This is a genomic window from Undibacterium sp. GW821-FHT11H02, assembly GCF_058808015.1.
Genome location: NZ_JBXARG010000001.1, coordinates 404,435 through 416,943, shown reverse-complemented (window position 1 = coordinate 416,943; position 12,509 = coordinate 404,435). Strand labels below are relative to the sequence as shown.

At 47.7% G+C, this 12,509-nt stretch carries 16 protein-coding genes; 2 read left to right on the top strand and 14 right to left on the bottom strand.

Going from position 1 to position 12,509, the window contains the following annotated elements; translation table 11 throughout:
- Positions 1-117 precede the first annotated feature (117 nt).
- On the bottom strand, positions 118-1,254 hold the full coding sequence (locus tag AC1RR2_RS01895) for a JmjC domain-containing protein (RefSeq protein ID WP_493220605.1): 1,137 nt from the start codon (positions 1,252-1,254) through the stop codon (positions 118-120).
- Between the two features lie 119 nt (positions 1,255-1,373).
- On the opposite strand from AC1RR2_RS01895, the gene AC1RR2_RS01890 reads away from it, so the two are divergent.
- Complete coding sequence (locus AC1RR2_RS01890) at positions 1,374-1,904, top strand: FKBP-type peptidyl-prolyl cis-trans isomerase (protein ID WP_493220604.1); 531 nt, start codon at positions 1,374-1,376, stop codon at positions 1,902-1,904.
- Between the two features lie 105 nt (positions 1,905-2,009).
- On the opposite strand, the gene mutS is transcribed toward AC1RR2_RS01890, so the two are convergent.
- On the bottom strand, positions 2,010-4,649 hold the full coding sequence (gene mutS / locus AC1RR2_RS01885) for a DNA mismatch repair protein MutS (RefSeq protein ID WP_493220603.1): 2,640 nt from the start codon (positions 4,647-4,649) through the stop codon (positions 2,010-2,012).
- A 206-nt stretch (positions 4,650-4,855) separates the two neighbouring features.
- On the opposite strand from mutS, the gene AC1RR2_RS01880 reads away from it, so the two are divergent.
- On the top strand, positions 4,856-6,148 hold the full coding sequence (locus AC1RR2_RS01880; RefSeq protein WP_493220602.1) for a tyrosine-type recombinase/integrase: 1,293 nt from the start codon (positions 4,856-4,858) through the stop codon (positions 6,146-6,148).
- Here AC1RR2_RS01880 and AC1RR2_RS01875 read toward each other — a convergent pair.
- The 12 genes from AC1RR2_RS01875 to AC1RR2_RS01820 all read right to left on the bottom strand — a co-directional run bounded on the left by AC1RR2_RS01875 (position 6,102) and on the right by AC1RR2_RS01820 (position 12,450).
- Positions 6,102-6,374 carry a helix-turn-helix transcriptional regulator gene (locus AC1RR2_RS01875; protein WP_493220601.1) on the bottom strand — a complete coding sequence of 91 codons (273 nt, stop codon included), beginning with the start codon at positions 6,372-6,374 and terminating at the stop codon, positions 6,102-6,104. The genes AC1RR2_RS01880 and AC1RR2_RS01875 overlap by 47 nt on opposite strands.
- Before the next feature lie 3 nt (positions 6,375-6,377).
- Complete coding sequence (locus tag AC1RR2_RS01870) at positions 6,378-6,743, bottom strand: hypothetical protein (protein WP_493220600.1); 366 nt, start codon at positions 6,741-6,743, stop codon at positions 6,378-6,380.
- Positions 6,740-7,846, bottom strand: a complete 1,107-nt coding sequence (locus AC1RR2_RS01865) for an RNA-directed DNA polymerase (RefSeq protein ID WP_493220599.1) — start codon at positions 7,844-7,846, stop codon at positions 6,740-6,742. Before AC1RR2_RS01865 ends, AC1RR2_RS01870 begins: the two co-directional genes overlap by 4 nt.
- 263 nt (positions 7,847-8,109) lie before the next feature.
- Positions 8,110-8,508, bottom strand: coding sequence for a four helix bundle protein (locus tag AC1RR2_RS01860; protein ID WP_493220598.1), 399 nt, complete (start codon positions 8,506-8,508; stop codon positions 8,110-8,112).
- Positions 8,509-8,559: 51 nt separating this feature from the next.
- Positions 8,560-8,934 carry an Lcl C-terminal domain-containing protein gene (locus tag AC1RR2_RS01855; protein WP_493220597.1) on the bottom strand — a complete coding sequence of 125 codons (375 nt, stop codon included), beginning with the start codon at positions 8,932-8,934 and terminating at the stop codon, positions 8,560-8,562.
- Positions 8,935-8,992: 58 nt separating this feature from the next.
- Positions 8,993-9,457, bottom strand: coding sequence for an Lcl C-terminal domain-containing protein (locus tag AC1RR2_RS01850; RefSeq protein WP_493220596.1), 465 nt, complete (start codon positions 9,455-9,457; stop codon positions 8,993-8,995).
- A gap of 68 nt (positions 9,458-9,525) precedes the next feature.
- Entirely contained in the window at positions 9,526-9,975 is a 450-nt protein-coding gene (locus AC1RR2_RS01845; protein ID WP_493220595.1) for an Lcl C-terminal domain-containing protein, read from the bottom strand.
- A gap of 295 nt (positions 9,976-10,270) precedes the next feature.
- Positions 10,271-10,435, bottom strand: coding sequence for a hypothetical protein (locus AC1RR2_RS01840; protein WP_493220594.1), 165 nt, complete (start codon positions 10,433-10,435; stop codon positions 10,271-10,273).
- A complete protein-coding gene (locus AC1RR2_RS01835; protein ID WP_493220593.1) occupies positions 10,432-11,106 on the bottom strand; it encodes a hypothetical protein in 675 nt (224 codons plus the stop codon). Before AC1RR2_RS01835 ends, AC1RR2_RS01840 begins: the two co-directional genes overlap by 4 nt.
- Positions 11,103-11,567, bottom strand: coding sequence for a hypothetical protein (locus AC1RR2_RS01830; RefSeq protein ID WP_493220592.1), 465 nt, complete (start codon positions 11,565-11,567; stop codon positions 11,103-11,105). The genes AC1RR2_RS01835 and AC1RR2_RS01830 overlap by 4 nt, the downstream gene beginning before the upstream one ends.
- The gene (locus AC1RR2_RS01825) at positions 11,564-12,094 is read right to left on the bottom strand and encodes a hypothetical protein (RefSeq protein ID WP_493220591.1); all 531 of its coding nucleotides are present in this window, start codon (positions 12,092-12,094) and stop codon (positions 11,564-11,566) included. Before AC1RR2_RS01825 ends, AC1RR2_RS01830 begins: the two co-directional genes overlap by 4 nt.
- A 2-nt stretch (positions 12,095-12,096) precedes the next feature.
- Positions 12,097-12,450, bottom strand: a complete 354-nt coding sequence (locus AC1RR2_RS01820; RefSeq protein WP_493220590.1) for a hypothetical protein — start codon at positions 12,448-12,450, stop codon at positions 12,097-12,099.
- Positions 12,451-12,509: the final 59 nt, after the last annotated feature.

Sequence of the window (12,509 nt, the reverse complement as noted above, 5' to 3'; positions counted from 1 at the left end):
TTGAAAAAAATGAACTAATCACCTAAATTAAGCTGCAATTTCCTATTTTGCTGTTGTTTGTGCATCAAACAAGATTTTTAAGGTAAGAAGACTCGACCCGTTAATGTAGTAAAACATTCATTTCTTCGCCAATTCTAACCAACCATCCTCGTACCAAATGCAGAAAGCTTCCAATACGTCATCTGAAGCGCTGGCAATGTCGTCAGCGCTCAATGAGCGTTGATTCGCTAATTTGGTCAATGTAGGCTTATCGACCTTGCCCGCACTGAAAGACTCGCCATTAATAAATACATGTTTACCTTGATATAGCATTTGTGTTTTCAAGGACAGGCATACACCTTGTTTCAGAGCCGCCAGACTGAATTTCTTCGGGCTTAGAGGCTTCTCCGGTGAGTCAAAAAATACACTAGCTTTGGGCTCGGTTAAGTACTCACCTAGAAAAATTGCCATATCTTCTTTATTGAAGGTGATTTTAGCTAATTCATTTGCGACTTTTTCCAACATCGCTACGCTTAGCTCTGCAGGTGCTTTACTTACTTGAAGATCTGGGTCGGCATAGCGACCCGGTAATTCTATGGTATCCGCCATAAATTGTAGGAAACTTTCACCAAGCTCTTGGTAAGACGGTGAGCGGAAACCTATTGAGTAGGTCATGCATTCGCCTAATGCAACCCCATCATGAGCATAGTGCGGCGGCAGATAGAGCATGTCACCGGGTTCTAGAATGAACTCCTGCTCACATTTAAAGTTACGCAAAATTTTCAAAGGCATGCCTTCGATTAAGCTCAAATCTTTTTGCGCACTGATCTGCCAACGACGTTGGCCATGAGCCTGTAATAAAAACACATCGTAAGAATCAAAATGTGGGCCAACACCACCGCCTTCGCGGGCATAGCTGATCATTAAGTCATCCAAACGGGCGTCTGGCGCAAAGCGGAATTGGCGCAATAATTCGTCGGCTTTGGCGTGGTGCAAATTGACGCCTTGCACGAGTAAGGTCCAGTCCTTTTTTTCTTTGACGGGAATTTTGTCTATAGGGCCATTTTTCATTTCCCAATGCTGATTAAAAAAACAAATCAATCTTGATTCCACATCATCTCGACCAGCCATTTCGAATAATTCTTCTGGACTAAATAAGGCTTTAAATCCTGGAATTGCCTGGCGTATGAGAAGTGGTTTCTTTTGCCAGTATTCGGCGAAAAATTCTTCAGGAGAAATGCCACCAAGTAGGGCGAGAGCGGGAGATTTTTTCATAGTGCTGCTTTGCTAGAGGAGAAATAAAAAGTTCAGGCAGGATAAATCATAGTCGCATGCTTGACGAGGGTATAATGCACCTTGCTGCACAAAAGAACTGAAATTTTTAAGGAAATAGTATGAAAATTGCCAAAAATACCGTGGTGACGGTCGAATACAGTTTGTCTGACACGCTCGGCAATCTGATCGAACAAGGACAAGAACCGATGGTATATCTCCACGGTGGCTACGAGAACACTTTGCCAAAGATAGAAGAAGCTTTGGATGGAAAAGAGGTCGGATTCAACGAAACGATACAGGTTGAACCTGAAGACGCGTTTGGTGAATACGATGCAGAATTGGTGAAAATTGAAGATCGCAAGCGCCTGCCATCACCCATCGAAGTCGGTATGCAGTTCGAAGGTACGCCAGAGGAAAGCGAAGATGGAGAAAGTGTCATTTTCACGGTGACCGAAATAGCTGAAGATAAAGTGGTTTTGGATGGCAATCACCCATTAGCGGGCATCGCTTTACGTTTTACATTACATGTGATTGAAGTACGTGAAGCGACAGAAGAAGAAGTGGCGCACGGTCATGTACATGGTGCGCATGGTCATCATGATGACGAAGATGATGAAGACGGCGAATACCGTACTTATCCTTTGCATTGAGCTTGAGTTAAGACCCCGCACTATTCGCAAGGGAATTGTAAGAGCTTCTGTAGTCAAATCGTGAATTGTCGATTTGGGTACAGAAGCTTTTTTTCATAAGACAGATCAAACTTCTTTAGCAATCGCTTTCAATCTATACAGAGCATCTAGGGCTTCACGTGGCGACATGACATCAGGGTCTATATCGTCAATGGCGGTTAGCAGTGCGGAGTCTTGCGCTGTTGATTGTGCCTCGAAAGCGGGTTCCTCGCTCGCAGTGTTGACGTTACTAGCAAATAAATCAAACTGGGATGTGCTTTGCAAAGACTGCGCTTCTAAATCCGCTAAATGTTTGCGCGCTGCACGAATAACCGCTTGTGGAATACCCGCCAACTGCGCCACTTGTAAGCCATAACTTTGCGATGCTGGGCCAGCTTGAACCGCATGTAAAAACACGATATTTTCTTTGTGCTCAATCGCCGACAGATGTACGTTTTCTGCGCTAGGGTGAATATCTGGTAATTGCGTCAATTCAAAATAATGAGTTGCGAATAAGGTGTAACTTTTTGATGTCATGATTAAATGACGCGCGATCGCCCACGCTAATGCCAGGCCATCAAAGGTCGAGGTGCCGCGACCAACCTCATCCATCAACACTAAAGAATTTTCTGTCGCACCATGCAAAATCGCCGCGGATTCTGTCATCTCCACCATAAAAGTAGAACGTCCACCGGCCAAATCATCGGCTGCACCGATACGTGTGAAAATGCGATCAATCGGCCCTATTGTCGCCTGTGTCGCTGGCACGTAACTACCGATATAAGCGAGTAAAGTGATCAGCGCAGTTTGGCGCATGAAGGTCGATTTACCACCCATGTTCGGGCCCGTAATCAGTAGTAACTTGCGCTCGGAAGATAGCTGGCAATCATTCGCAATAAAGCGTTCGATTTGATTTTCAACCACAGGATGGCGACCTTGCAGAATATCTAAAGTTGGTTCGCTGACTAACTGCGGTGCGCACCAGTTATTTTTCATCGCGTGATCAGCTAGACTCACCAGGGCATCTAATTGAGCAATTGCATGAGCAATGGTCTGTAAGGTTTGTATGTGGGGCAGTAAATCTTGCAGTAATTTTTCGTATAAAACTTTTTCACGCACGAGCGCACGTTCTTGCGCCGACAAGGCTTTGTCTTCAAAGGCTTTCAGCTCTGGCGTGATATAGCGTTCGGCATTTTTTAGCGTTTGGCGACGACGGTAGTTGTCGGGAACTTTATCGGCCTGGCCGTTGGTGACTTCAATGTAGAAGCCATGCACTTTATTGTATTCAACGCGCAAATTGGCAATGCCAGTGCGGGCGCGTTCTGAGGTTTCCAAATCAATTAAAAATTGACCGGCATTTTCTGAAAGCGAACGTAACTCGTCGAGTTCTGCATCAAAACCATTCGCGATCACGCCACCATCACGCACCATAGTCGCAGGCTGTGGCATCAGCGAACGTTCTAGTAAATCTAAGCATTCACTTGGCGTCGCCAGATTAGTCAGAGATTGCGCCAATAATTGTGGTTCATTATTTTTCAAGCACATCGACACATAAGTACGAACGGTGCCTAGATGCTGAACACCATCGCGTAAAGCCGCAAGATCGCGCGGGCGTGCTGAGAGCAATGCGATACGCGTGGTAATGCGTTCTATGTCAGGAATCGAGGTCAAGGTGTTCGATAAGCCTGTAGTCGCATCGGCTTGCAATAATGCGTCGATCGCCTGATGACGACTGCGGGCGATTTGTTGTTCACGGCGGGCGTGATGCAACCAGTGACGCAATAAGCGAGATCCCATCGCAGTACGACAATGATCAAGTAGTGAAAATAAAGTCGGTGATTCTTGACCGCGCAAAGTCTCGGTTAATTCCAGATTGCGCCGGGTGGCGGTATCGAGTCCAATAAACTCGTTTTCAGACTCTACGCTGAGCGAGTTAACGTGTTTTAAACCGCGACCTTGCGTTGATTCTGCATAACGTAAAAGTGCACCAGCAGCACCTAAAGCCGCGCCAAAATTCTCTACGCCAAAGCCTGTCAATGTGGAAGTTGCGAGCTGGTCTTGCAAGGATTTTTGACCTTGCTTGAGGTCGAAATGCCAGTCAGGTACTTCAGAAAATTTGCCCGGTAATTCGTGACGAAATTCTTCCAGCATTAAGCCACCAGCGGAAACCAAAACTTCAGCCGGTGAGATACGTTCTAATTCTTGTTGCAGACGAGCTTGCAGGGATTTTTCATCGGTGCTAAATTCCATTAATTTCAAAGCGCCACTGGCTAATGATAACCATGCTAAGCCGATGTTGACCGTCTTGCGCTGGCTTAACAGGCACATCGCTAAAAGAGGGCGTTCTGCTTTTTCTGGTAACAGGTCAGTATCGGTCAATGTCCCCGGTGTGATCACGCGCATGACTTTGCGTTCGACCGGACCTTTGCTCGTCGCAGGATCACCAATCTGTTCGCAAATCGCAGCGGATTCACCGATCTTGACCAGCTTAGCTAGGTAGGGTTCTATCGAATGAAAAGGAACACCTGCCATCTTAATTGGCGCACCGTTGGAAGTGCCACGCTGTGTTAAGGTAATTCCTAAAATACGTGAAACTTTTTCAGCATCTTCAAAAAACAATTCATAAAAATCGCCCATGCGATAGAACACAAGAGTATCGGGATAATCCGCTTTGATACCAAGGTACTGCTTCATCATTGGGGTGTGTTGTGATTCTGTCTGTTTCATAAGTGATTGATTACTATAATATTTGTGTTTAAGTGTTTGATTGTAATAAGTAAACTTATGTGACTTGTTATTTTTGCGAAACCTACCATCACTCATCAAAACATATCTACACTTGCAAAACGGCGTAGTTTTTCATTGTCTGATTTTGAAAACCTACGCTAGAATGGTGCAGTTACTTTTTCGGGTTAAAAACCTACGCCGCCATTATGTCATTCGATGCCCGTAAAGCGAAGCTGCTGCCGATAGGCGAGCACATTATCATAGAGGACTGTTTGGGTCTACGGCTTGTCGCTAGTAGTGCTGGCAAGTCGTGGATCTATCGGTTTAAAAGTCCGGTCGATAGTAAGATGCGCCAAATCAAAATAGGGCAGTGGCCATCGATGCCGATTTCAACTGCTATTGATGAGTGGTCGCAGTTGCGGGACATTCGGGCGCTGGGTAAAGATCCGTCGAAAGAGCGTCACGCGGCTAGGGCGCAAGAAAAGAAAGAGCTTGAGCAACTTCGCATCGAAAAGACGTCGTCTGAGTACACTGTGCGCAAGTTGTGTGATGATTATTTGCGCGGGCATATCGATCGCAACCGCGCACCAAAAGGTGCAAAAGAAATTCGACGTATGTTCAGCACGATGCTTGATGATATTGCTGATATCCAAGCCGCGAAGCTGACGCGCACCCAAGCATTTGAGTTTTTAGAGTCTTACTTGGAAATCCCTGTGCAGTGTGCAGTAATTCGTCGTGAGCTTGGCGCTGCATATGATTACGCGCTCGATGCGGGGCGTCTGCCTTCTGATACGCCTAATTGGTGGCGGCTGGTCATGAATCGGAAAATCAAGAGCAAGGGTAAAGTGATTCGCGGGAAGAACGTCGGCACGGCAAAGCGGTTTTTATCAGATGAAGAGTTGGTCAAGGTGATTCGCTGGTTGCCAAATTATTCGAAGTTGGGCGCTGATACGCTTACTCTGTATTTGTGGACGTGTACACGCGGTGCGGAAATTTGCGCAATCCACTCAAGTGAAATATTTGAAGAAGCTGATGGCCTTTGGTGGGTTATTCCAAAGGCAAAAATAAAAAATGCGCGGCATGAAAAAGCCACTGATCAGCGCGTGCCGTTGGTTGGGCGTGCAGAAGAAATTATTCGTCGTCGTTGTGCTGCTTATGGACCGGGCTATTTGTTCCCTCAGCGCGGTCGGCCTGATAAGCCTATTGAGCAAAAAGTGATACAGGTTGAGGTATGGATTCGCTGGCCAGATGTGAAGAGGCTAGAAAGCGACAAGCGGCCTGTGTTGGATATGGATCGATGGGCGCCGCATGATTTGAGGCGGTCTGCGCGGACACTGCTTGCTCGTTTGGGGTGCCGCGAAGAAGTTGCAGAAGCGCTGCTGGGCCACATGCCGGAAGGGATCAAGAGCACCTATAACCGGCATACCTATGACAATGAAAAACGCGAGTGGCTCACGCTGCTTGCAGCTCACCTGGAGCAACTGGCGGCTTCGACTTAGGCTTCTTGGCTCCCGTGTTTGGCGGTGGTGGTAGGTCTGATACTGGGCGTTGTTCTGCCCAGTCTTCGACTTCACGTAGTAGCCAAGCAACACGACGGCCAGTCAGCATGCGCGGGGCTGGAAACTCATCGTTTGTGACCAGTTTTTGGATGGTTGAAGTGCCAAGGTCAATCAGGGCAGAGACTTCTTCGAGCCCGACATAGATTTTTTTTACTTGAATGTTCATCTCTTATTTTCCCTCTGGTGCTGAAATATAAGCGCCCATATTGGTCATGCGGCATTTGTCTGAATTAATACGTTCCATGCCTTCTTGCAGATGCAGTCTTTGTACATTTGGCATTTCGTTTAGATTCTTCCAGTTGGTGTGATGCTGGCATGAGTCGCATTTATTATGTGTATAGGCAAGGCAGTAGGTGCGCATCTTATACACTCTCTCCGACGCTATTGCTTCTTGCCCATCCAGCCATCCAGTCCGATAGGTATTGAACTTATCGGCGGTTAAATCAGCCATGTAGGTATTGTCGGCGTAGCGGCGCAGATCCATCGTGATATGTGTGCGCTCAAAGCCTTTGATTATTTGTTCTATGTCCATCATGCTGATTTCCTATAGATCTTAGTTAATTCTTTGTTGACTGAATGCCCGCGCAGCAAAGCTATCTTTGATAGCTTTGCGCGTTGTGTATGGCTACTGTTTGCTTGCCCAAGTAGACCAAAATAGCTATTTGCAGTCGTGTAAAAATCGTCTTTGTTGATACGTTTGCAGCGGTCAATCGCGACATTGACTGTGTGTTTGCGTGTGGTGTTGTGCCATGGTTTTATAACTTGGCCAACAAAATCCACGCCGCGGCTCACTGGTTGCAAGATCGTTTTGCTGTCGTTTAACCTGGCATTGAGATTGGCTGGTAGCCATGCTTTGATCTTGGCGTGGGTATCGTTTAGCCAATCTGCTGATTCGTGCAAGATCAGGAAGTCGTCAACGTAGCGGATATAGTGTTTAGCTTTGATCTGGTGCTTGGCGTACTGGTCCAGTGCGTCTAAGTAGACGTTGGCAAAGAACTGGCTCGATAGGTTGCCAATCGGTAGGCCTTTGTTTTGTGGCTGGTTCATTAGTTGCTTATGTGCGGGCACTTTGCTTTGCAGTGCTTGTGCGCCGCGCAGCTCAAAGTTGGTGCGCGGGTCGTGCCATAGAATCGTGTTGGTTAGCTGCTGCCAGAATGGTTCTGTGATGCGTTTGGCCAACTGTACTTGCAAAATGCTCTTATCGATACTGACGAAGAAATTCGCTAAGTCGCATTTAAGATAAAAGCAGGGCTTTGACCAGTTCTGCGTAGCGCTGCGGATTTTGTGTTCTAAACGATTGGCTGCGTAGAGTGTCCCGCGCCCCGGTATGCATGCGCAGCTGTCTTGGATAATGCTGGCATAGAATCGCGGTGCAATGTGGTTGTAAAGCAGGTGGTGCACAATGCGATCGCGGAAATCTGCGGCCCATACTTCACGGGCTTTTGGGCGTGTGACGACGAAGCAAATTGATTTGCCGGGCTGATAGCTGCCATCAGCTAAATCTTCGTTGAGTGCAATCAGATTGCGCTCTAAGTTTTGCTCGAATGCGAGGGCGCTTGGGGTGTTGCGCTTGTGCTTGCGGCAATCAAAATACGCTTGCACAAGGGCTTCAAAAGAAAAGTTAGCGTGGCTGCTCATAGTATCGTTCTTATCTGCGGACTGCACGGGCTCTGTACTCATTCGACTTGTGGTTGTTGTTCTGGTTGCCGTTGTTGAAGTTCTGCATCCATGCATAGTCGCTGTTGTCCGCGTGCTGCGTAATTTCATGCTATCTATGTCGGCATGGCGAAGGCGTGAGCCGATCACGATGCAAACTGCACCAGACTTGCCAGCATGGGCGGGCAGTATCTGTGGTGTGCTTGGCGGTTGGCTGCACGTGGCAACCAAGCGGCATGACCAGATTAAAATAAAACGCTCTGACATAACTGCCTTGACGGTTCTGTAACGGGCGCAGCTACTGCGGCGGCTTGTTTCTTCCATCCATTCGCTTGCTTGCCGATTGAATCAGTGATTGCGATCGCTTTAGCATATTGACCGGTTGACATATAGCGCTGGTCTTTGGACAAGCGAAATAAAATCTCTGCGGTGTGAATATGCTCAAGCAGCGAGGCTAGATGCAGGGACTTGTCAATCGCTGCATTGGCGCGCGCAATCAGAATCACGCTCTGAAGGCATAGATGTCGAATTTCACCACCAATACTGTTCCGAATGTCTTTCGGCATATTCTTAGTAAAAATCGTCGTCAGAGACAACAGCTCGTAGGCTTCTTTGTAAATCGGTAAGTGCGTATGGATAGCCATGCTAAAAAAATCGTTACGGGCTTCGCCCGGTGCTGCGATCAAATAACTAAATTACTCAATGATTAATAATCTGCGGACTGCACGGGCTCTGCACTCATCCGACTTGCGGTCGTTGTACTGGCTGCCGTTGCCGAAGTTCTGCATCCATGCATAGTCGCTGTAGTCCGCGTGCTGCTCGCAAGACCAATGCCAGCGTGGCTCGAATTCGTGCTTGAGGTTGCCGTAAAGGATCGCTTGCTCTTGGCGTGTTGGCAGTGACCCGCCTACGCTCTCAGCCCAAGCGACGGCTTTGTCCCATGTGAGTGGTTCTGTTTTTGCTGGAAGTAAAAACAAGTGGTGATCGCCTGCGCCGTTTTGACCGAGAACGATGCCAGCGTAGACTTCACCTGGCTGCAAGTTTTGCTGCATAAAAAGTGCTTTTGACATGAAAACTCCAAAAAAATCGAATCGGGCTTCGCCCGCGGTAGGTTAGGAAATGATTAAATTATTCAATAACTGATAATCTGCGGACTGCACGGGCTCTGGACTCACTCGACTTGTGGCCGCCGTTCTGGTAGCCGTTGTCGAAGCTCTGCATCCACGCATAGTCGCTGTCGTCCGCGTGCTGCTCATTTGTCCAGTGCCACTGCGGCTCGAATTGGTCTTTCATCGTCGCAAAGAGCAAGGCAGATTCGCAGCGGTTTGGCAGGTCGCCACCGATAGATTTTGCCCACGCCATAGCATCTTTCCAGTTGATATCAACCTTGGTGTCAGGCAGCAGAATGATATGGTCACGCTTGGTACCGTCTGCGCTGATGATTGCACCCACGTACTTTTCACCCGCATTAAGCTGTGGCAAATTGAGGGTGATTGGGTAGGCTGATGCGATCTTTTGATTCGCTTCAAAAGTCGCAATCATTTGTGCGACTTTGTCGTGTTCTTCTTTGATTTGGTCTATGGTGATTGACATGCTTAGCTCCGAAAAATGACAAAAAAATTCATTCGGGCTGCGCCCGATGGTGGGTTGAAATGATTGAATTACTGAATGATTAATAATCTGCGGACTGCACGGGCTCTGCACTCATACGACTTGTGGTAGTTGTTCTGGTCGCCGTTGTCGAAGAACTGCATCCATGCACAGACGCTGTCGTCCGCGTGCTGCTCTGAAGTCCAGTACCAGTCGTCAACGTCAAAACTGTCAGGTGTATTGATCGTCAATAGACGTGCTTCGCGGCGATCAGGTAATGACCAATCTGCGAGGCCATTGATTGGCTCTTGTGCACGTGTGATGGCATCAGCCCATTTGATGTTGAATAATTCAAAATCGACTGTGGCGTGGATCAGTGCGTAGTCGGGCTGGCTATCGGTACCGCCGATAATGCCGGCATAGATGCCGCCTGCAAATGCTGTGCCGATTTTTGGTAAGTCGGCTAATTTGATTGTGGCTGGTGCTGCTGCGACTTCTTGTTTTGCTTCGATTGTTTCCATGATGGCTCCGGTATGTTTGTGTGTGTGATTCAAAAACTTGCTTAAGTACTTCTGAAACTACTATTCGTGAAACAGACTTCCTGATGCTTGTTTTGAGTTGATCAACTACGTGTAAAGCAATTTGTCTTTGCATCTCAGCGGATGCTTGAATAAGTTCATAAAGTGCATCGCTGATTTCTTTGCTTTCCATTACATTGCTTTTCCAATTTCTGCTGCTGCCCTGACGATCACTTTCCATCGGCTTATTTCTAGTCCTGCCGCCTTTGCCGCAAGCTGCAACAGTTCTTTATCTAAGTCAGTCATTGCTGTATGTCTCAATCAAAAATGTTACTTGCACAATCAAAAGCGCCAACACCACCAAACCGATTGCAACATTGCCGTGGAAAATTGAAGTTATGAGTGTTGAGTAGCATGAGCCACAACCAAATGCATTTAGCGCAATCTTCGTTTTTTGCTTCATGCCGTCACCCGCTTAAATTCGATTACCCATACCCATGGATTTAAATCCCAGCTGCCGATACCGTTGATTGATTCCCATAGGGCGAGATACAGATTGATTGCTGTGGGCTCTTTGCATTCAGGCAAGACCTCGCAGCCTTCAGCCTTCGCATCTTCCTCGCTGATATCCTGCAGACGCTCCACGCGAATATTGGTGATTTCAAGTGTGATGCGGCTTGCCCAGCGGGGCATGTGAATCGATGGTGTGCATCGAGAAGTTATTTTGTCGTTGCCATCAACCCATTCAATGATTTCATCTGTTGCTGGGTATTTGACTGCAAAGCCTTTGCCCGTTTCGAAGTCCGTTTCGTGGCGCTCTACATCATCGGCAAATATTGGCTGGAAGTTTTCCCGCACCCACAACTGGTCACCGATCGTTCCGAACGGACACTTAAAGTATGCGGGGTATTCAGCATCGGGCGACAATTTGAAGCCTGCATACGCTTCGGCGGCAGGCTGCCTGAGTGTTAGTTCGCCAGTCTCAGAAGCCTGCAAAACATCGACAAATTCATATTTAGACATTTGTTCCGTCGTCCAGCCGTGCACCTTGAATAGGCGGCGTGTCTGAGTTTTACTGCCGTCCAACACTGCGCGCACCATAGCGCCGTTGAATAGGATAGGGCGCTGTTTCATGTTGTCACCGCTTCGTTTGTTGGTGCCTGTGCTGCTAGCGCGGAATCAATGTATGGCTCAATCTCTTCGCGTCCAACAAAAGCGCGGCTTCCAGTTTCTGACATTACAACCATGTTTTCCACCACGTAGTCGTAGCGCTTTGTATCTGTCAATGCTTTGGCGATTTTCGGGTGCAGCTCAAGCACGTCTGCCTCTGGATTGACGATCTCGTTTTTGTCCCAAAGGATCACGTAGCACATGCCACCTATGACGCGACCATGCCAGTTTGGGGTATTGTCTAGGCTCGATTTGATCAAGTCATAAAAGTGGCGAAGATGGTTGAAATTGTCTGGGTTGAATTCATCTGGCGCGTCATCATCGCCACGATTTGCGGGGTAGTCCCCACGATCAATTTGATCAAAAATTTGCATCACGCGTCCAGCTGCTTGAATATCCTTTTCGGATGCTTTTGCCATTTTCATGTTGTTATCCTTTCGATCTGGTAGATATTTCCGTCTTTCACGCGCTCAACCACTGTCTGATAAGCTTTGCGGATCTCATCGATATAGACGTTTTCTGACTGTGCTTCGTAGATATGGGTGGCGTTTTTCACGATCTCTGCGCTGGTGCCGTCAAAGCGCCAGATGCCAGTGCGGGTGCCGCGTTCGTAGAGTTTGGTGATGGCTTCTTGTGCTGCGATGAATAGCTCGCTGTTTTCTGCGCCGATGTTCATTTCGGTCAGGACTAAGCCGGTATTCACAGCGACCGCAATCTGCGCATAGTCGTCGCTATTGGCGTCTGGTGCTTGCAAGATGCGATCTAGCCCGACTCGTGCGTATATTGCGATTTTCTGCAATTGTTCGTCGTCTAGCGGTTTTTCTGAATCGCGCTTGAAGTTGGCATCCAGTAGGAATAAACCGCCCACATTACTGACGTTGCTATCGCACTCGCGTCGCCAGACTTTAGCTTTGCGTGCGCTGCGTTTTTGTCTTGATCCAAAACGTGCCATGATCAATTCCTTCGAATAAAACGATTAAAGACAAACATGCTGCAAATGATGGCGATGGGGCCGCCAACGACATACGCTGCGTAATCCGTCATCGTTTGGGCTTTGATGACTTGCAGTGCGCCGATTTGGGCAATGCCAATCACAAAGCTATTTAAAAATGCGCCCACGTAGTGCTTGTTATTTGCTAGTAGGCTTTGCAAGCCAAGTGCAAATACCAGAATGAAAGTGCTGACAAATAAGAGTAGGGCGTTCATCAGATTGCGATCAGCTTGTTGGTTGGCTCTAGTACTACACATTCGTCCGGATAGGGCGGCAAGAGTTTTATTTCCGCGTGCATTTGCCCATTGGTTAGGCATCGTTTGAGGCGTGTAATGGTTCCTTTTGGATGCCCCAATATTTGGCACTCAAACGTGAC